Below are 24429 nucleotides of genomic sequence, written 5' to 3'. Positions count from 1 at the left end.
TGGAGGCGGCCGCGTGAGCGCGTTATCGAGCCAGAAAAGCGCGGCATCGTCGCTGCGACAGCTGATGTCGCAGCGGGTTCTGGTGCTGGACGGCGCCTGGGGGACGATGCTGCAGGCCGCGAAGCTCACCGCCGCGGACTATCGAGGCGACCTGATCGTCGACCATCCGCAGGATGTCAGCGGCGACCCCGACCTGCTCAACCTCACCCGGCCCGACGTCATTCTGGACGTACACCGGCAGTATCTGGCCGCCGGTGCCGACATCACCACCACCAATACCTTCACGGCGACGAGCATTGGCCAGGCCGACTACGGGCTCGAGTCACTGGTTCGGGAGATGAACGTTCAGGGTGCGCGGCTGGCCCGGCAGGCGGCGGACGAGTTCGGTAGCCGATTCGTGGCCGGCTCAGTCGGGCCGCTGAACGTGACGCTGTCGCTGTCGCCGCGGGTCGAGGACCCGGCGTATCGCGCCGTCGACTTCGACGAGGTGCGCGCGGCGTACGCGGAGCAGATCTCGGCCCTGGCCGAGGGCGGTGTCGACCTCCTGCTGATCGAGACGATCTTCGACACGTTGAACGCGAAAGCGGCAATCGCCGCAGCTCGTGAGGTCGCGCCGCAGCTGCCGCTGTGGATCTCCGTGACCATCGTCGACCTCAGCGGCCGGACGCTGTCGGGGCAGACCGTGGAGGCTTTCTGGCGCTCGGTCGAGCGGGCCGATCCGCTGGTCGTCGGCGTGAACTGCTCGCTGGGCGCGGCCGAGATGCGCCCGCACATCGAGGAGCTTTCCAAGATCGCCGGGACTTACGTGGCGTGTCACCCCAACGCCGGTCTGCCGAACGCTTTCGGCGGCTACGACCAAACGCCGGAGGAGACCGCCGGCCTGCTCGGCGAGTTCGCCGCGTCCGGCCTGCTCAACATCGCCGGTGGCTGCTGCGGCACCTCACCGGAGCACATCGCCCGGATCGCCGCCGCCGTGGCCGACACCCCGCCACGGACGGTTGCCGCCCGGCCCGAAGCCACCCGGTTCAGTGGCTTGGAGCCCTTCGCGATCGGACCGGACACCGGGTTCGTGATGATCGGTGAGCGCACCAACGTCACCGGCTCGGCCAAGTTCCGTCGACTCATCGAGTCGGAGAACTATCAGGGCGCGGTCGACGTGGCCCTGGAGCAGGTCCGCGGCGGCGCCAACCTGCTCGACGTCAACATGGACGCGGACCTGCTCGACAGCGAGCGCGCCATGACGACCTTCCTGAACCTTATCGCCACCGAGCCTGAGGTCGCCCGGATCCCGGTAATGATTGACAGCTCGAAGTGGACGGTGCTCGAAGCCGGCCTCAAGTGCGTGCAGGGCAAGGGCGTGGTCAACTCCATCAGCCTCAAGGAAGGCCCGGAGTCGTTCCTGGCACAGGCCCGCCGGATCCACGATTACGGCGCCGGCGTGGTGGTGATGGCCTTTGACGAGCACGGCCAGGCCGACACCACCGAACGGAAGGTGTCCATCTGCGCCCGGGCCTACGATCTGCTCGTCGAGCAGGTCGGATTCGCGCCGGAGGACATCATCTTCGACCCGAATGTCCTCGCGGTCGCCACCGGCATCGCCGAGCACAACGGATACGCGAAGGCGTTCATCGACGCCCTCCCGCTGATCAAGGAGCGCTGCCCGGGTGCCCGCACCAGCGGCGGCATCTCCAACCTGTCATTCTCCTTCCGGGGCAACGACGTGGTTCGCGAGGCGATGCATTCGGCGTTCCTGTTGCACGCTGTCCGCGCCGGGTTGGACATGGGCATCGTCAACGCCGGCCAGCTCGCCGTGTACGCCGACCTCCCCGCCGACCTCGTCGAACTCGTTGAGGACGTGATTTTCGATCGGCGCCCGGACGCCACCGACCGCCTGGTCACCTTCGCGTCGACCGTTACCGGTTCCGGCACCAAGCGTGCGGTCGACCTCTCCTGGCGCGAGGCGCCGGTGCACGAGCGGCTGTCATACGCGCTGGTCCACGGCATCGTCGACTTCATCGAAGAGGACACGGAGGAGGCCCGGCAGGGCCTCGCCCGACCCCTCAACGTCATCGAGGGTCCGCTGATGGACGGAATGAAGATCGTCGGTGACCTGTTCGGCGCCGGCAAGATGTTTCTGCCGCAGGTGGTCAAGAGCGCCCGGGTCATGAAGCGCTCGGTGGCCTACCTCGAACCGTTCATGGAAGCCGAGAAGGAGCAGGCCCGCCTGGAGGGCCGGATCGACCCGGGCCGCGGGCAGGGCAAGGTCGTGCTGGCAACCGTGAAGGGCGATGTGCACGACATCGGCAAGAACATCGTCGGCGTGGTCCTGGGCTGCAACAACTACGAGGTCATCGACCTGGGCGTGATGGTTCCGGCCGGCCGGATTCTGGACACGGCCGTCGCCGAGGGCGCCGACGCCATTGGCCTGTCCGGCTTGATCACGCCATCGCTGGACGAGATGGTCACCGTCGGCGCCGAGATGCAGCGCCGCGGCCTCAAGGTGCCCCTGCTGATCGGCGGGGCCACGACATCGCGTCAACACACCGCCGTGCGTATCGCCCCCTCGTACGACGGCACAACCGTGCACGTGCTCGACGCGTCCCGGGTCGTCGGCGTGGTCTCCGACCTGCTCGACGACGGTCGGGCCCGCGAGCTGGACCGCGCCAACCGCGTCGAGCAGGAGCAGCTGCGCGAGGCGCACGCCAACCGGCACTCCCAGCCGATGCTCGGCTTGGCTGAGGCCCGCGCCAACCGCGAGCAGGTCGACTTCAGCGACCTGCCGACCCCGGCCTTCACCGGCTGGCGGACGGTCCAGCCCACCCTGCCCGAGCTGCGCGAGATGATCGACTGGCAGTTCCTCTTTTTGGCCTGGGAACTCAAGGGCAAGTTCCCGGCGATCCTGGATCAGCCGGTCGCCCGCGAGCTCTACGACGACGCCAACGCCCTGTTGGACCAGATCACGAAGGACGACTCCTTCCAAGCCCGAGGTGTCTACGGCTTCTGGCCCGCGCACTCCGAGGGCGACGACATCGTCCTCGGCAACGGGGTGCGCCTGCCGATGCTACGCCAGCAGACGGTAAAGCCGGCCGGCCGGAACAATCGCTGCCTGGCCGACTACGTGGCCCCCGACGGTGACCACCTGGGTGGCTTCGCCGTCACGATCCACGGCGCGGATGCCCTGGCCGCGCACTACGAGGCCCAGCACGACGACTACCGCGCAATCATGGTCAAGGCGCTGGCCGATAGGCTTGCCGAAGCCTTCGCCGAGTACATCCACCTGAAGGCCCGCCGCGACTGGTTCGAACCAGACGCCACGCCGGACCTCGCGGACCTGCACGCCGAACGCTTCCGGGGCATCCGACCGGCGCTCGGCTACCCCGCCAGCCCGGACCACAGCGAGAAACGGGACCTGTTCGACCTGCTGAAAGCCACCGACCTCGGCATCGGTCTGACGGAGTCCTTTGCGATGACGCCGGCAGCCAGCGTCAGCGGGCTGATCTTTGCCAACCCGGCGGCGAAATACTTCACCGTGGGCCGCATCGGCAGGGACCAGATCGAAGACTACGCCGCCCGCCGCGCCATCAGTGTCGTTGACGCCGAGCGGTGGCTGCGACCCAATCTCGCCTATGAACCGTCCTGACGGGTGTAGCGCCAAGGCGGAGGCGCCACGCCACGATCGTTGGGCATCCGCGTCCTCGTGCCGATCAGCTTGACCTCAGTAGAGGTGTATTTCGAGCTTTGAGGATGTAGAAGGGGCTCTCGATTTACGGTTCGCCGGCTCGGTGACCACCGGGCCGAGTCCGGGCGGATGATTCACAGAATCTGCCGACCGAGGACGCCACCATTGACGTCGCCGTCGGCGGGATGGTGGTGCTCAACACCGACGCCTGGGCTGAGCGGCGCCGGTTCACGCCTATCGCCGCAGATTCCCCGGCTCCGGGTGCAGCTCCGCCTAACTGTCGGCGTAGCTCTCTCCGGCCCTGTCGATGAGTGCCGCCGGGCGCTGGGGCGGGGCTTTGCGCAACTATCCGCTTGGGGCGGCGCCGTCGGGTTGCGAGTTGATGAACAGGCCGGCAAGCGGGGTGGCGGTCTGGTCGCTGCGGATCGGCTGGCGGTACGCGATCGTCGTCACCCCGTCCGTTCCTTGACCGCCGGCAACTTGGGAAGTAGTGTTCCGGAACATGTCTTCCACGACTCGATCGGTGACCACGCTTGAGGGACTGCGGGCGTTGGCACATCCGACCCGCCTGGCGCTCCTCGACTTGCTTCGGGTGCGGGACACGCTGACGGCGAGTGAAAGTGCCACGCTGCTCGGCCTCACCCCGAAGACCTGCTCCTATCACCTGCGTATCCTCGCCGCGCAGGGCCTGGTCGAGCCGGCCGTGGTGGAGGGAGCCAGCCTTCGGGAGCGCCCCTGGCGCCGGGCGACCGGGGAGACCGACGTGCCCCTGGAGGAGATGCCGACGGATGACCCAGAGATGGAGACGGCGCAGGAGCAGTTCATGCGCGTCCGGCTGCACCGGGACCAGGCCCTGTTGCAGGAGTTCGTGGCCGGGCACGACGAGCGTCACGCCGGGTGGAACTCGTCGGTGACGATGCACAGCCGCACCGCGCTGATGTCGCCCGCCGAACTGCACGCCTGGGGGCTGGAAGTGGAGTCGATCACACGGGAGCACGTACGTCGCGCCGAACTGGCGTCCTCGGAGGCGCAGGAGCCCGTCCGACTGATCCTCTACGGGTTCCCACAGACCATGCCCGGGGGAAGGCAGGCGTGAGCACCGCCCCGGACCAGACCTCCGCACCACCGGTGGCCACCCCCGCCGGAGTGCGTCGGTACCTCGCGGTGGCCTCGCACCGGACGGTTCGGTGGGCTTTCCTCGGCTCGCTGATCGCACGCCTCACCCAGACCATGGTCCCGCTCGCGTTACTCCTGTTCGCCCAACAGCACCTCGGCGGGTTAGGGGCCGGGGGCGCGGTTGTGGCCATCTATGCGGTTACCGCGAGTTTCGGCTTCGTCGTCCTCGGCCGGATGGTCGACCGCCGGGGGCCGTACGTGCTGGTCATCGCGGCGGCGATCAATGCGGCGGGCATCATCGCCCTCGTCGTGGTGCCCGCGCCGTTCATCTGGCCGCTCGCAGCGGTCGCTGGCGCGTCGACCCCGCCGCTGGGTGCGGCTATCCGCTCCGTGTTCATCCGCAGTTTCAGCAAGCCGAGCGAGCGGACCAGTGCCCTGAGCCTGGACACGATCGGCACGGAGGTCATGTTCATCGGGGGTCCCGCGCTCGTCGCCGCACTGGTGGTAGTGGCTTCGCCCATGACCGCGCTGCTGATCGCTGGCGTGGTGAGTCTGGTCGGCACCGGGCTGTTCGCCGCCATGGTGGGTTGGTCGAAGGGTGAGCACATCCGGGCGATCACCCGAAGCCGCGGGTTGTTGGACCGCGGGTTGTTGGCCCTCGCTCCCCTCCTGCCCATCGTGGCGATGCAGATGGCGGCGGTCGGGTTCATCGAGGTCGGGGTCATCGCCCGGGCCATCGAACTCGGGTCGACGTCCGCAGCGGGAGGGTTGTTGGCGGTCTGGGCGGCCGGGAGCGTGGCGGGAGGGCTCGCGTTCGGCACGCGGGACTGGCCCGGAGGCATCCGGCGGCAGTGCGGAGTCCTACTGGCCCTGACCGGCCTCGGATTCTGCACCCTGTTGAGTGGTCAGAACCTCGCGGCCCTCTATCCCCTGATGTTCCTGGCCGGACTCGCGATCGCACCGGCAGCGACCACGCTGGCCACGATCTGCGGTCTTCTCGCGCCCGCGCGCTGCCGGACCGAGGCGTTCACGTGGCTCGCTTCCGCGACCGGTCTCGGTGGCGCCGGCGGCTACGCTCTCGGCGGCGTGCTGGTCAGCCACACCAACGCCGGCACGGCCTTTCTCGTCGCTGCGGCGATTCCGGCGCTCGCGGTCATGCTGGTCCTGACCCTGCCGGCCCAGCGCCTGGCAAGCGTGACCGGCGGTGGCACCGAAGACAGCGCCGGTGATTGATCCGAAGGCCAGACATGTGCTGATCAGCCCTGCGGCGTAGCGGACCTCTGGCTTGCCGAACAACGCCTTCCCGATCTCGGGTTGGTTCTGGCGGCGGCATGAATGCGCGGCGGCTACGGCTCAATAACACAGGTCGAGGGCCACCTCTACGCGCAAGTAGGCGTCCCTCCATGCTCTCACCGCGTCTTCGCCGGGGTCTGCGCCGAGCGTCCCGGCGAAGACGTTGACGGCGCTGGCCACCCGCCGCAGCCCAACCTTCGTCAGCTCGCGGGCTGCGCCGAGCAGGCGGTCGGGGTATGTGGCCGGCAGGTGCAGCAGCCCCTGGTGGGCAACGGTGGTGAGTAGCGTGCGGCTTTCTTGCAGCGCGGCGACCAGCTGGCCGGGCTCGTCGCCGCCGTCGAACCCGAGGTGACTCGCCACCGAAGGCGCCAGGTCCGGTACGACCATCGCACCATCCACGGCGAACGCCAGGGGATCGATCACCACTCCGCCGGCGGAGCGGTGCACGATCCCGCTGACGTGTTGGACCCGGCCGTTCTTGCCGGTGAGAGCCGCCGCCACCGCGTCGAGTCGGCCGGGCGCGGCACCCGTGTGGGTGGCTGTGACTGTGGCGTGGGTGCCGCGCGCATCAACGATGACGGCGTCGAGGCGCTGCTGACCGGGCGAGTAGTTGACGGTCAGGACGTCGGCGACCGCCACGACGCGTACCAACTCGGCCTCGATGCGGGGTCGGACCACCCGCGGTGGTAGCGCGTCGAGCTCGACGCCGAGCGCGTCGATGTCCCGCACGACCAGCGCCTCGGGTAGTGCGTCCCAATGCCCCTGCGACGGGTTGACTGTGGTTTGGGCGACCCGGCTGGTGGCCAGCCGAACAGCGCGGCTCGCGCTGCGTACGGCGGACTCGGTCACCACGTTGCCCGCGGCCAAGGCACCGACGGTGGCTCCACCGATGCGTCGGCGGGCCAGGGCGGCGCCATCGGCCTCCCCGTCCCAGCTACGCCGTAGCACCAGCACCGTGGCCGTCTCGGCGTGCGCATGGAAGATTTCCACCGTACGTTGCTCGCCAACCGCCGACACCCGGCAGCCGAGGGAGTCGAGCCGCACCCGGCGAAGGGGGGTTTCGGCTGCCTCGTCTGTGCCGAGCACCAGAGCCGGCGGACTGCCGCCGCCGTTACAGACCGCCCGGTGACGGGCATGCAGCTCCAGAATCAGTCCGGCCAGCGTGTCCGGCCGGTACCGGGCGCTGCGTTCCCGGTACGCCGTCAGTTGGTCGGCCAGGTCGTCAAGGGCGAGCAGCGGCCAGCGCAGCCCGACGGCGGCCAGGGCCTGTTGTTGCTCGGCGACCGCCGCCGCCATACCGGTGCCGATATGCACGGCGCCGTCGCGCAGCACCCGGTCGGCGAGCAGGAGCGTCGCCTCGAGCCCCGAGCCGCTGCCGTCGTCGTTGGTCGGCCCGCCGACCTCGACCCGCGCCTCGGTCAGGCCGGGCGCGTGCTCGTCGGCGACCCGGAATGCCCACACGGCGAGTGCTACCACGTCGTCGCGGACCCCGTCGACGGCATCGGTGTGTACGAAGCCGAGGTCGCGGGGGACGAGGAAGCGTACGGTGGCCGAGCCCAGTTCGACGGTGGGGACGGGATCGATGGATGTGGGGCGGCGTACCCGGGCCAGGTATCCGGCGCGCTCCACCCGCCGGGCGGCGGCCATCAGTCGGGCGCCGATGCGGCTGGTGAGCTGCTCGTCGGTGAACGAGCCCGGTGACCACACGGCCGGGCCGGTGCCGGTGCTCGGCGGTGCGGCGGACGGACCGTCGATCGGGGAACCCGGCCGCGGGCCGGGGTCGGCGTGCGAGCTGGTCGCAGTGTGTCGCCGCTGGTCGGCGTGAGAGCTGGTCGCGGTGTGTCGCCGCTGGTAGGCGAGGATGAGTCCGATGAGGTGGCGGCAGACCGTGGTGGCGTCGCAGGAACAGACGCCCACGCCCAGGCCGCCGATTGGCAGGCTCGCCGCGATGCCGTCGGGGAAGGCGCCGCGCACGATGCCATCGCCGTCCACGGTGACGGCCGGCGCGGCCTGGTCGAGCTCCTTGGTGGCCCGCTTGACGAGCCCTCGGTTGGTCAGGGCGGCCAGCGAATCGGGCGTCAGCGCCAGCAGGTCGCCGCGGCCGGTGGCGGGGGGTGCGCTCATCGGCCCACCTGCTCGGCGACGAACGTGGCGAGCTCGCCCGGTGTCATCGCGCCGACGGACGCGCCGACGTCGGCGAGGCGTTGTGCAGCCCCACGGTCGTACACCGGGTTGGCCTGTTCGTCGAGCGCGGCCAGCCCGAGCACCTTGGTGCCCTGCTCGACCAGGCCGCTTACGGCACGCACGAGCCGCTCCTCCGATCCGCCCTCGTAGAAATCCGTGATCAGCGCGACGATGGCCCGCCGGGGCTGCTCAATGAGCTGCGCGGCGTAGTCCACCGCGCGGCCGATGTTGGTGCCTCCGCCGAGCTGGACTTTCATCAGCAGCTCGACCGGGTCGTCAACATCGCTGGTCAGGTCGACGACGTCGGTGTCGAAGGCGACCAGGTGGGTGCGGACGCCGGGCAGTCCCCACAGGCAGGCGGCGGTGACCGCGGAGTGGATGACTGAGCCGGCCATCGACCCGGACTGGTCGACGAGCAGGATCACCTGCCACTGGTTGATGTGCTGGCGGGTGCGTGAGAAGAAGTACGGCGTCTCGATGAACAGCCGCTGCTCTTCGGGCCGGTAGTGGCCGAGGTTGGCGTTGATGGTGCGCCGGACGTCGAAGTTGCGTGCCTGCCGGAACCGGCTCGGCCGGCGGGCCCGTGCGCCGGTGAACGCCACCCGCACCTCGGTCGCCAGCTGGTCCATGAGTTGGCGGATGACCGCTTCGATGATGCGCCGGGCCAGCCGCAGGACCTGCGGGTTCATCAGGTGCTTCGTGAGCAGCACCGCTTTGAGCAGGTTTTGGCTAGGCTCCACACGTTCCAGGACGGCGGGGTCGGTCACGATGTCGTGGATCTCGTACCGCTCCACCGCGTCGCGTTGCAGCCGGTCGATGGTTTCGCGGGGGAAGAGTCGGGTGATGTCGTCGAGCCAGTCGACCGTGGTCAGCGTCGCGGGACCGTCCCCGCCGTACCGGCTGCCGGCGCGGCGTACGCCCCGGCGACCGAGTTCCTCGTCGCGGCCGTACAGCCATTCGAGCGCGGCGTCACGGGCCGCGGTCCCGGCCGCGAGCGGTCGGCCGCCGAGGGCGGCGTTGCCGGGCTCGCCGAGCACGAGCCGCCACCGTTCGAGTTCGGAATCGGTCACGTGTCCAACAGTCCTTCCCGGGCGAGAAGCGCGTTGACCCGTTCGTCGAGGTCGCGGCCGGCCGCGACCACGTCGGGCGCGGTGGGCAGCCGCAGCAGCGCCTGACCCGACCCGGCGACGCCGCGCCGGGCCAGCACGTGCCGGGCGATCGTCTCGCGTTCCCGGGGTGGGAAGTACGCGAACGCTTGACGCAACGCCGGCAGGGCGATGAGGAACTCCTGTTCGCCCATCCCGCTGAGCAGTTCGTCGAGCAGATCGAGGACGCCGTCGGCTGCCAGGACCTCCTCGCGGGCCAGCGCGAACGTCCCGGCGAGCCAGTCACCGACCGACGCCGGGGCGAACGCGCCGCGTACGGCGCGAACGGGCTCGACCTGGGCGCCGAGGGACCAGGCGAAGCCGAACGCCGCCCCACGGAGGTCCGGCGGCACGTCCGCGTTGCTGGCGATCCGGGCCGTCACGGCCAGGGCCGCTTCACGGTCGAGCCCGAGCGCGGACCGGGCGTGTACGAGGGCGTCGCGGACTGCCACCAGCGCGTCGATCCGCGCCGACTCGGCTGGTGCCGCTCCGCCGTAAACCCCCTCGGCGAGCCACAGGACGCGCTCTACACCGGCTTTGACGACCGCGCCCAGCGTGCCGGTGCGAGCGGTGCCCAGCAGGTGGTCGTGGCGCCACAACGCGAGTACGACGGCCAGCACCCGGCCGACCGGCCCCATCTCGGGTGCGGCGGCGACCGCCCTGGTGACATCGTGCAGTACCCGGTCGGAGAGCTGGCCGCTGCCGCACAGGGCCGCGTCGAACAGGGCGGCGGCCAGCTGGTCCATGTCACCTCGGGCAGCGGCGATCTGATCTGCCAGCACCGCGGTCGCTGCCTCATCGAGCGTGCGGCCGTAGCCGCCGCCCTCAATGAGGGCCGGCAGGCGGTTGTCGTCGGCGCGTACGCTCCACTCTTCGTTGAGGACCGGGTCGATGCCGGTGGTGGGGCCGGCGTGCCGGGTGAAGCCGGGGATCCGCAGGACTCGCAGCCGGTGCAGGATCCGGCTGCGCTCCAGATCGGTCGGGTCGGTCAGCTTCAGGTTCACGTCGTCGGGCCGACCGAGCCCGTGCCGCTCCAGATCGGCCTCGGCGTTCCGCACCAGCGGCGGCAGTGGGGTTGACGGATGCAGCCGGCCGACGCGGTCGCCGCTGAGGGCGGCGACCATCTCGACTATCGCGGGATGGGTGCCCGTGCGCAGGGTGCCCCGGGTCGACCAGGGCAGGGGTACGTCGAGCGCCTCGTTGACCAGTGCGGCGGCCAGCCCGTCAAGGACATCAACTCGAGCGAGGAACCGGTGGCCGCGTACCCGGGCGAGCCCTTCCGCCGATACGCGCGCCGCGATCAGGTCCGCCGTCGACACCGCCTGCCGCCGTTCCCGCAGCCGCCCGACCACCGCGGCCATCAGCTGGTCCGCGGCGGACTCCGGACCAGCGTCCCAGAGCCGCTGGTAGTAGTCCGGCGACGGCATCCCGGACTGGTAACCGTCGAAGGCGTCGAGCCGGCGGAACGAGTACGGCACCAGGTAGCTGCCGCCGGCCGCTGTGGCCGGGAGTCCTGGAGTCTGCGGCCAGGTGGGGTCGACTGGGGACGGGGCGCTGTTGGTGGTGGCGCTGAGCTGGATGAGTGCCGGCCGGTGAAACCCACCGGTGACGACGACGACCGGCCGGTCCCCGGCGTCGGCGACGGCCGCCCGCACCCACTGGGCCATGTATGCCTCCCGCTCGGTGTCCTCCGGACCGGCCGTCGACTCACCGCGAACCAGGTCGAAGTAGACGGCGAGCCGCTCGGCGAGGCCGTCGGCCGGGGGGACCTCGAACAGGTGGTCCCACAGCGTGTCGACGTTGTCGGCCGCGAACGTGCGGCACAGCGACTCCATCACGTCGGCGTACCGCTGCTCGGCGTCCGCGTAGCGGTTACGCCGTCGGGCGAACGCGGAATGCCAGGCGGGCAGGTCGATGAAGCGCAGCTGGGCACCCACCTCGCGGCCCGTGGTCAGCGCGACCCACTCCGGGGAGTACGCGCAGAACGGCGCCCAGGAGACATGCTGCCGTTCCGCATCCCGGTAGCTTGTGAAGACCGCGACGGGCAGCTCGTGGTCGAGTAGCAGTTCGTCGAGCCGTCCGTTCATGTCGACTGGTCCTTCGACCAGCACGTACGCCGGCCGTAGTGCCGAGATTGTCTCGGCGACGAGCCGGGCGCAGGCCGGGCTGTGGTGGCGCACGCCGATAAAAGTGGCTCCCATCAGCCGGGCAGCAGGTGCCGGGCGGTGTGCAGCTCCTTCCACGGCCCGCCGGAGCGCCGACTGGCCTGCTGCTCGAGGTAGCGCCGCAGCCGGGCCAGGTCGTCCGGGTTGTCCTTCGCGGCCGTGCCGGCGAGGCACGACACGAGATCGGCGGCCGTGCCCGGTTCACCCCGGAGGAACCAGCCGCGTAGCCCGACGGCGTGGGCGACCGACACCGCCTCAGCGGTGCTCATCACGGCTGACAGGCGCTCCATCGCGTCGCCGCGGGACGTCTGGCCGACGCGCAGCTCACGGAAGGCGGTGACCAGCACCTCGAGAACGTCGCGCCGGGGCTCGACAGTCACCCCGGAGCGACGTAGCAGCTCGCCCGCCTCGGCGACGACCAGCGCCAGTTCGGTGTCGAAGTCGGCGATCGGGAAGACCGTCTCGAAGTTGAACCGCCGCTTGAGCGCAGAGCTCATGTCGTTGACACCGCGGTCACGGGTGTTAGCCGTGGCGATGATGTTGAATCCCTCCTGGGCGAAGACCATGGCGTCGTCGCCGGTCAGCTCCGGCAGCGCGAGCACCCGGTCGGACAGCGGTGACAGCAGGCAGTCCTGCACCTCCAGGGGACAGCGGGTGATCTCTTCGAACCGGACCACCCTGCCCTCCGTCATGCCGCGCAGCAGCGGCGCCGGAACCAGGGAGCGCCGGGACGGACCCTCGGCGACGAGTAGGGCGTAGTTCCACGAGTACTTGATCTGATCCTCGGTTGTCGCCGCGCCGCCCTGAATGGTCAATGTGGAGTTGCCACTGACCGCAGCGGCCAGCAGCTCCGACAGCAGCGACTTGGCCGTGCCCGGCTCGCCGACGAGCATGAGGCCGCGACTGGTGGCGAGGGTGACCAGGGCGCGGTCGATGAGCGACGGGTCACCGACGAACTTGCGACGGATGCCGGCCCGCTCGTCACCGAGAATGAACTGCCGGGCCGCCTGCAGGCTCAGCGCCCAGCCGGGCGGCCGCTCCGCAGTGTCCTCGGCGCGTAGCCGCGTCAACTCGTCGGCGTAGCGCACCTCGGCCGGCGGCCGCTGCACCCGGGGCGTAGCACCGCCGTCGGCGCGCACCGCGCCGGCCGATCGCCCGTTAGCCACGCTCATGCGGTGATCTCCTCAAGGTCACGAATGATCTCGGAAGCGGTAACCGGGTCAAGGTCACCGAACGACACCACTTGCTTGTCGCTCCAGTAACTGTCCTGGGCACGCCGTACCCAGATCTCGTACAGCTTCTGGTCAACGAACTCGTCGACCAGGCCGACGGCGATGCCCGGGTCGAGCCCGATCACGACGCCGCCCCCGCCCGGTAGTTCGCGCTCGACATTGCACTGGACGCCGCCGTCCTCCGGCGACGTCCGGTACCACCCGCGGCGCTCCAGGCCGAGCAGCTTGCCCACGTGCACGGTGATTCCCTCGAACCGGGTCAGCCGGTGTGCTGTCAGCTCTGTCCCGGTCAGCGTGTGTACGTCCCGGCCGAGCTGCGGGAACGGTTGCAGAATTTCGTAGTCGGCGAATACCTCGCTCCAGGCGGCCACGCTATCGGCCAGGTGCACCGGGTGGACGACGCCGACCACGGCGTCGTCGGGGAGCGACACCGGGTCGTCGTTGACGTCGGCGAACGTCCGGTCTTCGGCCACCCGCAGGGCACCGACCAGCTCACCCCGCTCGTCGTACCGCCCCCACACCAACCGCCGTACCAGATGCCACACCAGCGGGTGCCCCACGAAGAGCTGACGGAACTCGGCCCCCGTCCACCGTCGCTGCGTCACCATCGCCTGCTCCAGCCGGCGGATCTGCTCGCTGGCGATGGTACGGACGTCCTTCTTCAGCCCGGCGAACCGCTGGTAGGCGGCGGGCGCGAGGGTAGCGTCGTCCTTGACTCCGGGCTTCGGTAGGTCCTTGCGCCGCTTTCCGTCAGCGTCCCGTACATACGGTTTGAGCCGCTCGTCGAAGCCCACCACGAACTGCCGCGGGCCGTAGTCGAGGGTGAGGCTGCCCTTCGCGTCGAGCCCCAGGTCCGGTACGAGCCGGTCGGCGAGCTGATCCGGCGCCAACCCCAACCCGGCCGCGACCTCGCGCATCTTGGCGTTGGCCCGCTCCTTGAGACCCTTGAACTTCACCTTCTGCGCGATGCCGTGCAGATGCATCAGCGCCACGTCGGTGCCAATCGCGGCGAGCACATCGAGGCCGGCGACCGCCCGGGTGTGACCGCCCTCGCCGGGCCAGGCCCGGATCACCGGTGCGAGCCGGCGCACGGTGTCGTCGTCGCCGACGAGCCCGAGCGCGTTGAGTACCCAACTCTCCTTCGACGGGGTACCCGCGGCCTGCCAATTCTGGAACAGTGCCCAGGCGAGGTCGGCGAGGCTGCGCGGCTCGCAGGCGTCCTTGACGACCGCGACACCAGCGTACGGGTCGCCGGGGCGCGACATCGCGAGCATGGTGATCACGTGGCTGGCGGCCGGCAGCGGCAGGGCACCCGATCCGTCGCGCAGCTGGATGCGGGGCAGCAGGCCCGGGTCTGCCCAGCCTGGCAGTTTCGGGATCCTTGCCGGCAGTGCGTCGAGCGGGTCAACGGCCAGCAGTTCGTCGATCGCCTCAGCCGCCGCTGGTCCATAACCTTTTGCGGCCAGGCGGACCTCGTCGGCGTGCCCGCCGCCAGCCAACGCCCACAGCGCCCGTTCGGCCTGGCGTCGTTCGGTCCCGGGCCGGCCCAGCGCCGGCGGGACCAGCGCCCGGGCGGCCGCTGCGGTGTGCCGGGTCAACCAGGCCTGGACCGTGGCACGGGTCGACTTGAGCCGGCCAAGCCAGTCGACCATCAAGACCGCGATCTCCGGGGACGCGTACGGCAGCAGCATTCCGGCCAGTGTCACCGGACTGCGCCGGGCGGCGTCGAGGGCGGCGGGTAGGGCGTCGAGTTCGAAACGGCCCACCACCATGCGCATCCACGACCCGCCGTCCCACAGGTTTTCCGGACGCCAGTCGCCGATCAGCGGGCGGGCGATCTCGTCGGGCGCGCGCACAAAGAAGTCAGCCGCCTCCCACCAGTTGCCCCGGCCGTCGCGCACCCGCGCCGCCACCGACTCCCAGCTGTCGTCCCGATTGGACCAGCGCCGGTAGTGGCTACTGTCGTCGCGCCACGTGTCGTGCTCGCCAGTAGCCCACACGATCGTCGGCTCATCCCGGCACACCAGGCCGTCAATGACGACCGGTCGGCGGGTCGGCCGCCTGATGAGCCAGGGCGGACGGGCGAGCAGGTGGGGAAGGGCCTCCGCGGATGCCTCGGTAACCGCGACCGTCGCCGCCAAGGCGGCGCGAATCCGTCCAGCCGCGTCGTCCGGCAGCGTTGGGAGCATCCGCTCCGCCACCTCGGGGTTGGCGAGCACGTGCGCCCGCAGCAGGTCATCCAGACCGCGCCGCCCGCTCCCCGCGAGCAGCCGAAGCCCACGGACGGGAAACCGTCCGGCGGCGTCCCGCAACGCAGCTGGCACGTACTTCTGGTCGCACCGGTCGAGCAGCAGTTGGAACGCCTCGTCGCCCGGCACCGCGGCCAACACCGCGAGCAGCCTGCGTTTGACGTCGGCCTCGGCGTACGCGTTGTCGAACCAGGCGGCGAGCGTGGGCGCCGTCGCCGGGCCGGCACCCGCCACGAACGAGTAGAGCAGCGCCGTCGACCGGAAAACAGAGTGGTCGTGGGCGTGGTCAACCGCCTGGGCGACGTGCGTTGGGGAGGTCACCACGGTCAGGAGGATCGTCGCCAGCACTCGGTTTCCGGCGGCGGAGACGGCCGCGACGGTTTCGTCGTGCCAGTCGGTCTCGGTGGGCGCGAGAAACGCCGCCGCCACCCGCTGGTGCAGAGTTCCTTGCCGGAACGGGCCGAGGACAGTCATGGCGGCGGCATACCGGTCGTCCGGTGCGACGGCGAGCGCGGCGCGGACCCGTCCGGCGACTGTGAGCCCGGACTCGTGCGCCCACCAGGACCGAATCTCGTCCGGCCGCAGATGGTGAATCGGAGTGGTTCCTGGCTGGTGGTAGCCGCCGTGGTTCCAGCCCAGCGACAGCAGCTCAGCCGCTGCCGCCACGGCAAAGGAAAGTCCATAGTCGGCCAACCACAGGTCAGCGAGCCCCCGCGGCTCGTCCCGCTCGCGCCAGGTGGATCTGTTCGTCATGGCAGCGGCGACCGCAGCCGCCCCCAGCGGGGACGGGCTACCCGCCAGCTGTTGGAGGCCGGCCGCGGCCACCTCCGGCTCGGTCTGGGTGTGCCGGAGGGCCCGGTCGATGTGCCCGGAGAGCTTGTCGAGCAGCGTCACCGCCTTGGCGCGGGCGGCCAGGTCGGGCTTGCGCGCTGCCGCACCGGGCGCACCCCGACGGGGGAAGAGGTTGCGGTGCCACGACGGCGGCACGACGAAGGCGTCCTCGTCAACGGCAGGCGCCACGGAGGCGTTGACCCCCGCCGCGACCGGCTCACCCTCCTGGTGGGCCCCGACGACCGTCGGCGCCGACGCGACCGGGGTGGCGGCTGATTGCTGCGGTGAGTCGGTGCTCGATTCGAGGTACCCCTTACGCAGCTTTTCCGCGATCAGCTTGTCGACGTAGACAGCGGCCGCGTCCTCGGTGTTCAGGGTCTTGGTGGTCGTCTGGCCGGTCGTACCGATCCGGCCATACCGGACGGCCACCTCACGGCCATCCCAAGTGACCTCCCAGAACTTCGCGGACCCACCGCCTACGAACTCGAAGCTACGGGTGCTGCCCACTCACGAACCTCCTGCTCAGACGAGACGGTTGCCGCCGGGCCGGGTGACGTGTGACAGCGTGCAGTAGCCGCTGGCACGGCCGACAACGCCACCAGCGAACGCATCTTCTGGCGGGGCAGCGACGGAACCATAGCTGTGACCACCGACAGAATCCCCAGCAGTACGCGCCGCGCGGTCCTTGATGGCCAAACGGCAGAGTAGACGGACGATCCTTGGTAGGGGTGATGAGGACCCCACACGGGTCCTCATCACCCCTACCAGGGACCCTGCCGGGATCGAGGCGGAAGCTACTCCAACGGCGCCGGCGAGGGAGAGCCTGAGGCGACTCGGGTCGGCGACCGGTGGTACCTGCTGAAACCTCGGCGATGCCGTCGCGAAGTTCGTTTGCGGGCACCGCCGACACCTACGAGAGCACACGGCCTCGGGACCTGCCATGTCGCGTCGGCCGGGGTGGCGACGTTCGGACGGGAGGACGAACACCCAGCAACGACACGCGCGTTCACGAGCTGACGGCATGCCGGTTCAGCCCGATGTCCGCACCAGGCCGCCCTCGTACGCAAGGATCACGAGGTGCACCCGGTCGCGGGCATCGAGCTTGGCCAGCAGCCGCGCTATGTAGGTCTTGACCGTGGCGGTGCTGATCGACATGTCGGCGGCGATTTCGGCATTGGACAACCCGCGGCCGACCAGTGTGAGCAGCTCCCGCTCGCGGTCGGTGATGCCTTCACGACCGCCGCGGCCGTGCGGGCTCCGCGTGGTATCCGGCGCGCGCGGATTCCCGAAGCGGAGGTCCCAGGCGCGCGGATTCTGGGCGCGCGGATCCCGGGCGCGTGGTGAAGTCCGCGATCAGACGCCGAGTCACGCTCGGCGCGATCAGGGCGTCACCGGCCGCGACCACCCGTACTGCGGACAGGATGTCGTCGAGGGCCATGTCCTTGACCAGGAAACCCGAGGCGCCGGCCCGCAGCGCGCCGTAGACGTAGGCGTCGTCGTCAAACGTGGTCAGCACGACCACGTTCGACCCGGACGGACCCGTGGTGACCTGGCGGGTGGCCTCGATGCCGTCCATGCCGGGCATCCGGATGTCCATCACCACGACGTCGGGACGCAACTCCTCGGCCAACCGCACGGCCTCCTCGCCGGTGCCTGCCTCGCCCACGACCTCGACGTCGTCGGTTTCGGTGATGACCATCTCGAGCGCGGCAGCCCGGACCAGCGGCTGGTCGTCGGCCAGGACGACCCGGATGCTCATCGGGCCGCCGCCGGAACCGGCAGGCGCGCGTGCACCTGGAACCCGCCGTTCGGGCGCGGCCCGGCCCGGAACTCGCCGCGTAGCAACGCCACGCGCTCGCGTAGCCCGGTCAGCCCGAACCCGCTGCCCGGGTTGTGGTCGTTGCGGTCCACTTTATGGGCCCTGGCGACGGTTTTCCTGATTACTTTGGCGATCAGCGTCAACGGCGCCCTGAGTAATTACCGACGTATCCCTGGCATGAGCCCGGAGGATCAGGAGTACTTCCGCTCGTTCGGGGCGCTGGGGGTGTCGTTCCCCATGGGTGCGGCCACTGTCCTGGCGCTCGGTGCCGGTGCGATCGGTGCGATCGCCATCCTTGGTGAATACACCACCGGCATGATCCGGACGACGTTCACCGCCGTTCCGGCCCGCCGGGCGGTGCTGGCGGCCAAGGCCGTGGTGATTGCGGGGATCACCGCGGCGTTCGGCGCGGTTGTGGCCCTGGCCTCGTTCGGGCTGACCCAGGGGATCCTGTCCGGCCGGGACGCGGCGGTCGGGTTCGGTGCTCCCGCAGCGTTGCGGCTACTGGCCGCGACGGCCGTCCTGGCCCCGGTGTCCGCCCTGGTCGGAATGGGTTTGGCCGCGGTCATCCGGAACAGCGTGCTGACCATCGTGGCCACCATCACGCTGCTCTTCGTGCTGCCGTCGCTGCTCAACGGCCGGCAGCAGACGGGGGCCACCATCATGCACATGATGCTGCTCCCGGCCTGGCAGCGTTTGACCTTTGTCGATACCGAGGGCAGGCCCTGGCCCTGGACGACCACCGGTGCCTGGTCGGTGCTCGCCACCTGGGCGGCCGTCGCCACCGCGCTGGTCGTGCTGCCCTCGAACCGGCGTGACCTGTAAGCGCGAGAACCGTTTGCTCGGCTATCGAGGCGGCGGTACGCCGGGTGGCGGCTCCGATCGGCGCTCTCGACGAACTCCCGGTCCGGGGTAGGGCACCCCGGACCGGGAGATCTTCACGTCGCTGCCAGGTCTGGCCAGATCAACGTCGCCCAGCGGTCAGGACTGCTGCGGGCGCGGCCGCTTGATGAACTCGATGACCTCGCCGTTGGGGCCGTACACGAAGCTGACCTCGAGGGTCATGGCGGTGGCCCCCTTGGTCTCGATCCGCGCGGGCGCCATCAGCGGACGGGCGCCGGCGGCGACGGCCCGCTGGAAGAGCACGGCCGGATCCTCGGTACGGATCGCAAAGTGCACCAGGGTGGCGGCCTGCGCCCGCTCCTCGTCGCTCGGACGGGGCTCGGCGTCGAATTCCCGCGCCGAACCGCCGGGCGGGGTGGAGGCGGCGTCGAAGAGCTCGATCACCCGGTCGTCACCGGCGTCGAGGAAGACGCAGCGGTTGACGCCGGCCTCGGGCGCGCTCCACTCGTGGGCGATCCGGAAGCCGAGTGCCTCGGTGTAGAAGCGGACGCTGGCGTCGATGTCGTAGGTGCGCAGGGCGATGTGGTCCAGGCCCAGGTTGGAGATGGGGGCGGTCATGCTGGTTCTCTCCTTGGGGATTTGTGCGTTGGCAGGGGATGGAACAAGGGGCGGGATCAGCCGGTGGCGGCGGCCCCGCGGCCCAGGTAGCGGTCGGCGGCGTCCAGCGGTGCCAGGCCGTCGACGTTGATGAGCTTGTCGATCGCCTCCACCCCCTCGTTGCCGAGGTGGAGGTGGGGTAGACGGTCCAGCGCCTCGGGGGCGATGACGTCCATGGCGCGGTTGGTGATGACCGGGCTCGCCGAGTCCACTCCGCCCAGCAGGCCCTTGGGCTCGGATAGCGGCCGCAGGCCGTGGAGCAGATTCAGATACTGTGGCCGCCAGAGCGGAATCACGAACCATTCGCGCTCGGCGATTCCGCGCTCCACCCGGCTGATGAAGGAAGCTTCGGTTCCCGGTTGGAACGCGTAACCGTGCCGGTCGAGACCGTATTCACGGACCATCTGGGCCGAGAAGCGGCTGATGCCGGCTCCGGGGTTGATGCCGTCAATGGTCCCGGCCATCCGGTCGGCCACGTCGGGGCGGGTCAGGTCGGCGACCTCGCCCACGGCGTCGGCCGGGACGTACGGGGGCACGGCCCAGACGCAGTACGGCTCGTAGTGCGCGGGCAGGACCTGCACCTGGTCGCGGTACGGGGCCAGGTATTCCCCGTGACTGGAGGGCAGCCAGGCCGAGACGAGCACATCGACCTCACCCGCGGCCTGCAACTCGAAGAGCCGCTGGTGCGGTGCCTCGATGGTGCGTACTTCGTGCCCAGAATCCTCCAAAACGCGGCGGGTGACCGCGGCCGCGGCGCGGTGAAACGACAGTGAGATGTTCCCTACCATGAGCGCCGGCCGGCGAATACCCGTGTCCATGAGAAATTCCCTGCCCTTCGCGTCGGGTGTCAATGAGAAACCGGGAGGACCGGAGTTCCTCGCGGTGCGAACCCAGCTTGCACCCACCACCTGCCATGCGTCCAATGACAGGATATTCTTGACTCGATAAGCTCAGTGCATGGCTACGCTGCGTCAGCGCCAGCGCTTCCCTGTCCGGAACGTTGGTACCGTGCCGCATGACGAAGGCCGGCCCTTCAACACCCACAGCCATAGCCGTCGCCAGGAGCTCGCACCACTTACGGAGCAGGTGCCGACGGCCGTTACCTGGAGTCAAGGTTGTCGTCTTTGTTGGCGGTGCAGTCCAGGGCAGCGCGAATCGGTGTCGGGTGGTCGCCCGGATTGGCGTCGCTACCACGCATGCATGTCTGACTCCCATATGGACGCGGCCATTGGGGGCGGGCAGTCGGTGCCTGCCTGGTCGTAGTCAGGGGTCATGCTGGTACAAGCCGGGCGGTCCAGCGCCGAGCTGGCCCGTGCCCGGCTCGCGGGTGAGCAAGGATGTGACCTATGAGGCATACGCATCGTGTGTTCCACAACCCGCCGCCGGCAACGTCCGCTGATGTACGTGCGGCGGTTGATGGTGGCGAGCTTGTCAGCGCCCTGGATGCGATGGTCGGTGCCGCCCTGTACGGCGACGGGGACTGGAAGGAGCTGCAGGACCTCTATCTGGAGCTGCTCAATCACGAGAGTTGCCAGGTGAAGGCCCTCGCCGCCACGTGTTTGGGCCACCTGGCGAGGGTTTACGGCCAGTTGGATGAAACTCGGGTAGTTGCCGCCCTTCGCCATGTTCGGTCGGTCCCCAATGTTGGCGGAGCCGCCGTCGTTGCGCTAGAGGACATCGAGCTCTTCCTCCATCCTCGGCGCTCCCGGTGGCGGGGGCGCCTGTGGCGGGCCCTCCGTCCGTGGACCTGGATCTGATCCAACCACCAAGGTCGCGCTGATGAATAAGTGACCCCCTCCCACCGCAAGCCGATGCCGTTTCTGCTGCCAGGTGACACCACGGAACGGTTGTGCCCGTCATCGAGTGCGCTTCTGCTTGGAGCGAGGAAATGCGGACGTCGGCGTCCGGACCGCTGATTGTGTCAGCTGCCATCCCGCCGCGCGGATAGGGCCGTACGAAGGTCGCGGACGGCGTTGAAGGCGGAATTGCTATCTCCGTCAGTGGCCTCTTGCCAGAGATCGCGCCATTCGGAGTCGTCGGCCATGATCCGGTCGATGGCGCGTACCGCAAGTGCCGCCAGGTCGTTGGAGACCTGCAGGCTACTGCCGCCGCGCAGAAACTCGGGCGCGTAGGCCGAGGGGATCGGTTGACCCCCGGGCAGCTGCGCGGCAAGAGTGGCGGCTGCGGCGATCGCTTCGCAGGCGTAGTCGGAGTCGAGGTAGTCGTCCTCGTCGGCGACGCGGTTCAGGGCAGCGTGGATCAGCCTCGGGCGGTCGCCCGGGTTGGCGTCGTCGAGGTCACCGCACCAGTCGGCGGCGGTGTCGTTGTCGAACGGTCCACTGTCCCAGGCTCCCACGCTGTCCTCCTCAAGAGTCAACCGGACCGCAGTCTGGCACTGGCCACCGACAGAACCCACGACGAGAATCCACGCGGTAGGGCATCGTTGCTAACTCGGTTGGTTCGCCGACGCGCGTACGGCGGCCTGCCGGAGATGTCGCTACCGGATGCTACGGTCCACGCCGTGGACCGCACCGCGATCTCCCGGCAGGTTGCGCACAGTTACGTCGATCATTTGGAGCGCCGTGACTGGCCCGGACTGGCCGCCCTGCTCACCGACAGTGTCGTCTACGAGATGCCGCAGACCCGTGAGCGTATCCACGGCGTGGACGCGTTCCTGCGGTTCAACATTGAGTATCCGGGCCATTGGCAGTTGCGCATCCGACGGGTGGTCGCTGATGGCAACCTTGCTGCTCTGTGGCTGGACGTTCGGGTCGACGTCGAGCAGCAGGACGCGTGCGTCTGGCTCGAGGTGTCCGAGCATGGACTCATCAATAAGATCGTCGATTACTGGCCCGCATCATACGATCCGCCGCTGGGCAGGGAACACCTCGTGGAGCGGTGGTGAGTTCAGGCGAGTTGCTCCGCATGGTCAGCGGTCATAGGTGATCGGGGACCGGTGATGGGCTGCGCTGTTCTTCTGTGGTGCTAGGCCGTCTCCTCTGTGTGACGGACGCAGCAGCTCGAGGCCCTGTTCGGCCACCACGGCCGCCTCAACCTCCACCATCGCGGCGAGGATCGCTTCCTGGTAGCGGAGGGCGCAGAAGCTCATGCCGGAGTTCCCTTATGCCTTCGTAGCCGATATATTGTGCCGCGTGGAAGCCCCACTGCGTGAACCCACTTTCCTCATCCTCACGGCCCTCGCCGGCAGGCCGATGCACGGCTACGGCCTGATCGCCGAGGTGGCCCGGCTGTCCGACGGCCGCATCTCGCTCCGGCCCGGCACGCTCTACGGCGCGCTGGACCGGCTGGTTGACGGGGGCCTGGTGGCCGTAGACCACGAGGACGTCGTCGATGGTCGGCTGCGCCGCTACTACCGGCTCACCGAACCGGGCGGCGACCTGCTGGCCGCCGAGGTCGAACGCATGCGCCGCAACGTCCAGGCGGCGACCGCCCAGCTGCGCGCCGCCAAGGTCGCGCCCCGCCCGAACCGAGGATTCGCATGAACTTGCCGGAAGGCCAGTCGGACCGCCCGGAAGGGCATGACCGAGGGCGCCCTGCAATGACCGATCTCGAACGGCGCTACGCACGCTGGATAGCGCTGTTCTATCCGGCCGACTATCGGCGCACGCGGGGCTCCGAACTGGTGGACACCTACCTGTCCCTGGCCGCACCCATCCGGGGGAGACCCTCGCCGGCGGACATCGCGGACCTTGCGGCCGGTGGGCTGCGCCAGCACCTGCGCGCCGCACGGGACCTCGGTCCCGGCTTCCGGCTCGCCGGCCTGCTCGCACTGACGACGGCGACCACGTGCGCGACCGGGTGGGCGACTATCGAGGCGTTTACCCCCACACCGCCCTGGTCTCCGCACGTCGGGCCGTTTCTGTCGCTCGCCATAGTGGCGTGGGCGGTCTGGTTAGTCGCCGCCGTGTTGTTTGTAGCGGCGAGCGGCCGATGGTTTCGTTGGGCGGCCGGTCTGGCCGTACTGGTGACTGTCGCTATCGTGCCGGCCGCCGCGCTGACCGGATTGCCCCGTCCGCCGTTGTTGGTGCTGTTGCCCCAGATTGTGCTCGGTGTCGTCGCGCTCGGTGCGACGGTCCAGCACCTCTGGTGGGTGCGGCTCATGCCGGTCGCCGTTGCGGCGGCGGTCCTGCCGGTTGCCGTCGGTGTGGAGTCTGGATTTTACTTCAGCGGCTACTACTATCCCGCCGCAAAGACCCTGCCCGCTGCTGCGGCGACGTTGCTGGTCAGCGCGTTGCTGATCGCGATCGGCTTGGCCGCCCGGCGCGACTACAGCGGCACGTGGGCGATGCTGATCCTGCTCACGCCGATCGGGATGCTCGCGGTGCAGCCGCTCAGCATGCTCTTTGACGATTTTGGTGCCGGCCGGGCCGTGAATCCGACGTGGTCATCCGCAGCCGCCACGTCCATGCTGGTGGCTGTGATCGGATCGATGCTCCTGCCGCTGGCCCTTGTGGCACGAGGTCGGCTGGCCGCGGGCCGGCGTCCGCTCGGGCCTGGTCCTTGTCCCACCTGCGGGGCATCCTCGGCATCCGCGTAGTCCTTCGAGTAGGGAGGATCAGTTGGTCCGAGCCGTAACGATCCGCCTACGAGCAAATCTTTTGGCCTACCGGCGGCCGGGTATCGGATGAGCGTAAGTAGCGCCGCTGATCGGAGCGGCGGCGTGCAGCGCGACTAGAGAGTTCAGGACACCGTGTGGCCATCCTCGAGATAGGCGGTCCGTCCCTCGACTCGGGCTCGCCAGCCGGCGTTGGCTCGGCGGGCGAGCAACGGTGAGAGCCGTAGTTTCTGTTCCTGCGGTGTTGCCCAGGCCCAACTGCGCAACTCATCGGGCGGCAGGTGGATGGCCGTGACCTGTTCCGGCGACAATCGGCCGCCGTCGAAGACGAGCATGAGGCCTTCGGTACGGTCGGGGCGTGGTGGCACCCAGTCAATGGCGAGCAGCGGGCCGGGCTGCACGGTCAACCCGAGCTCTTCCCTAACCTCGCGGACGGCGGCGGCGTGGGGCGACTCGTTCGCTTCGACGCAGCCACCGGGCAGTTCCCAGTGGTCTTGGTGATAGGCCGGCTCGACAAGCAGAAGCCGGTCGGTGTCGTCGAAGAACAGGACCGCGGCGGCCATGCGCTTGGTAGGCAAGCTGGCCGTGTAGTCGGTGACGGCTCGGTGGGCGTCGGCGGGGTCCTCGGTCATAGTCATCC

The 24429-nt window shown here is 69.5% G+C and carries 19 protein-coding genes and 1 pseudogene; 8 read left to right on the top strand and 12 right to left on the bottom strand.

What is annotated here, in order from left to right; all coding sequences use genetic code 11:
• Positions 1–64: 64 nt before the first annotated feature.
• From metH to SALPAC4_RS0124270, 3 genes are all read left to right on the top strand, one after another.
• Complete coding sequence (metH, locus tag SALPAC4_RS0124285) at positions 65–3640, top strand: methionine synthase (protein WP_019872601.1); 3576 nt, start codon at positions 65–67, stop codon at positions 3638–3640.
• Between the two features lie 562 nt (positions 3641–4202).
• Positions 4203–4775: an ArsR/SmtB family transcription factor gene (locus tag SALPAC4_RS0124275; protein WP_019872599.1), complete on the top strand. Its 573-nt coding sequence runs from the start codon at positions 4203–4205 to the stop codon at positions 4773–4775.
• Complete coding sequence (locus SALPAC4_RS0124270) at positions 4772–6028, top strand: MFS transporter (RefSeq protein ID WP_019872598.1); 1257 nt, start codon at positions 4772–4774, stop codon at positions 6026–6028. Before SALPAC4_RS0124275 ends, SALPAC4_RS0124270 begins: the two co-directional genes overlap by 4 nt.
• A gap of 120 nt (positions 6029–6148) precedes the next feature.
• Here the strand turns inward: SALPAC4_RS0124270 and SALPAC4_RS0124265 are convergent, their stop codons facing one another.
• The 7 genes and pseudogenes from SALPAC4_RS0124265 to SALPAC4_RS27045 all read right to left on the bottom strand — a co-directional run bounded on the left by SALPAC4_RS0124265 (position 6149) and on the right by SALPAC4_RS27045 (position 17805).
• A complete protein-coding gene (locus SALPAC4_RS0124265) occupies positions 6149–8212 on the bottom strand; it encodes a hypothetical protein (protein ID WP_019872597.1) in 2064 nt (687 codons plus the stop codon).
• Positions 8209–9342: a VWA domain-containing protein gene (locus SALPAC4_RS0124260; RefSeq protein WP_019872596.1), complete on the bottom strand. Its 1134-nt coding sequence runs from the start codon at positions 9340–9342 to the stop codon at positions 8209–8211. Before SALPAC4_RS0124260 ends, SALPAC4_RS0124265 begins: the two co-directional genes overlap by 4 nt.
• The gene (locus SALPAC4_RS0124255; protein WP_027645061.1) at positions 9339–11618 is read right to left on the bottom strand and encodes a DUF5682 family protein; all 2280 of its coding nucleotides are present in this window, start codon (positions 11616–11618) and stop codon (positions 9339–9341) included. The genes SALPAC4_RS0124260 and SALPAC4_RS0124255 overlap by 4 nt, the downstream gene beginning before the upstream one ends.
• Positions 11618–12754, bottom strand: coding sequence for an ATP-binding protein (locus tag SALPAC4_RS0124250; protein ID WP_027645060.1), 1137 nt, complete (start codon positions 12752–12754; stop codon positions 11618–11620). The genes SALPAC4_RS0124255 and SALPAC4_RS0124250 overlap by 1 nt, the downstream gene beginning before the upstream one ends.
• Positions 12751–16401 (bottom strand): DUF4132 domain-containing protein, encoded by a 3651-nt coding sequence (locus SALPAC4_RS0124245; protein WP_019872593.1) that lies wholly within the window; start codon positions 16399–16401, stop codon positions 12751–12753. The genes SALPAC4_RS0124250 and SALPAC4_RS0124245 overlap by 4 nt, the downstream gene beginning before the upstream one ends.
• A 522-nt stretch (positions 16402–16923) precedes the next feature.
• Positions 16924–17653: pseudogene (locus SALPAC4_RS25630) on the bottom strand (response regulator).
• Complete coding sequence (locus SALPAC4_RS27045; RefSeq protein WP_019872592.1) at positions 17650–17805, bottom strand: ATP-binding protein; 156 nt, start codon at positions 17803–17805, stop codon at positions 17650–17652. Before SALPAC4_RS27045 ends, SALPAC4_RS25630 begins: the two are co-directional and overlap by 4 nt.
• A gap of 85 nt (positions 17806–17890) precedes the next feature.
• Here SALPAC4_RS27045 and SALPAC4_RS0124230 point away from each other — a divergent pair, with 85 nt between their 5' ends.
• Complete coding sequence (locus SALPAC4_RS0124230) at positions 17891–18538, top strand: ABC transporter permease (RefSeq protein ID WP_019872591.1); 648 nt, start codon at positions 17891–17893, stop codon at positions 18536–18538.
• Between the two features lie 156 nt (positions 18539–18694).
• Here SALPAC4_RS0124230 and SALPAC4_RS0124225 read toward each other — a convergent pair whose 3' ends face one another.
• Both SALPAC4_RS0124225 and SALPAC4_RS0124220 read right to left on the bottom strand, forming a co-directional pair.
• The gene (locus SALPAC4_RS0124225; RefSeq protein ID WP_019872590.1) at positions 18695–19174 is read right to left on the bottom strand and encodes a VOC family protein; all 480 of its coding nucleotides are present in this window, start codon (positions 19172–19174) and stop codon (positions 18695–18697) included.
• A 56-nt stretch (positions 19175–19230) separates the two neighbouring features.
• Positions 19231–20031, bottom strand: a complete 801-nt coding sequence (locus tag SALPAC4_RS0124220; protein WP_019872589.1) for a glycine betaine ABC transporter substrate-binding protein — start codon at positions 20029–20031, stop codon at positions 19231–19233.
• Positions 20032–20559: 528 nt separating this feature from the next.
• Between SALPAC4_RS0124220 and SALPAC4_RS0124215 the strand changes: the two genes are divergently transcribed.
• Entirely contained in the window at positions 20560–20970 is a 411-nt protein-coding gene (locus SALPAC4_RS0124215; RefSeq protein WP_223874833.1) for a hypothetical protein, read from the top strand.
• Between the two features lie 164 nt (positions 20971–21134).
• Here the strand turns inward: SALPAC4_RS0124215 and SALPAC4_RS0124210 are convergent, their stop codons facing one another.
• A complete protein-coding gene (locus tag SALPAC4_RS0124210; protein ID WP_027645059.1) occupies positions 21135–21569 on the bottom strand; it encodes a DUF4259 domain-containing protein in 435 nt (144 codons plus the stop codon).
• Between the two features lie 135 nt (positions 21570–21704).
• Here SALPAC4_RS0124210 and SALPAC4_RS0124205 point away from each other — a divergent pair, with 135 nt between their 5' ends.
• Positions 21705–22118 carry a nuclear transport factor 2 family protein gene (locus tag SALPAC4_RS0124205; protein ID WP_019872586.1) on the top strand — a complete coding sequence of 138 codons (414 nt, stop codon included), beginning with the start codon at positions 21705–21707 and terminating at the stop codon, positions 22116–22118.
• 24 nt (positions 22119–22142) lie between these two features.
• On the opposite strand, the gene SALPAC4_RS0124200 is transcribed toward SALPAC4_RS0124205, so the two are convergent.
• A complete protein-coding gene (locus SALPAC4_RS0124200; RefSeq protein ID WP_019872585.1) occupies positions 22143–22322 on the bottom strand; it encodes a hypothetical protein in 180 nt (59 codons plus the stop codon).
• A gap of 43 nt (positions 22323–22365) precedes the next feature.
• On the opposite strand from SALPAC4_RS0124200, the gene SALPAC4_RS0124195 reads away from it, so the two are divergent.
• The gene (locus SALPAC4_RS0124195) at positions 22366–22716 is read left to right on the top strand and encodes a PadR family transcriptional regulator (protein ID WP_019872584.1); all 351 of its coding nucleotides are present in this window, start codon (positions 22366–22368) and stop codon (positions 22714–22716) included.
• 56 nt (positions 22717–22772) lie between these two features.
• Positions 22773–23771 carry a hypothetical protein gene (locus tag SALPAC4_RS0124190; RefSeq protein ID WP_019872583.1) on the top strand — a complete coding sequence of 333 codons (999 nt, stop codon included), beginning with the start codon at positions 22773–22775 and terminating at the stop codon, positions 23769–23771.
• A 143-nt stretch (positions 23772–23914) separates the two neighbouring features.
• Here SALPAC4_RS0124190 and SALPAC4_RS0124185 read toward each other — a convergent pair whose 3' ends face one another.
• Positions 23915–24421 (bottom strand): NUDIX domain-containing protein, encoded by a 507-nt coding sequence (locus SALPAC4_RS0124185; protein ID WP_019872582.1) that lies wholly within the window; start codon positions 24419–24421, stop codon positions 23915–23917.
• Positions 24422–24429 lie beyond the last annotated feature (8 nt).

This window comes from Salinispora oceanensis (genome assembly GCF_000383575.1).
GTDB lineage: Bacteria > Actinomycetota > Actinomycetes > Mycobacteriales > Micromonosporaceae > Micromonospora > Micromonospora oceanensis.
The sequence above is the reverse complement of the archived record's forward strand: the minus strand, read 5'-3'. Positions and strand labels throughout refer to the sequence as shown.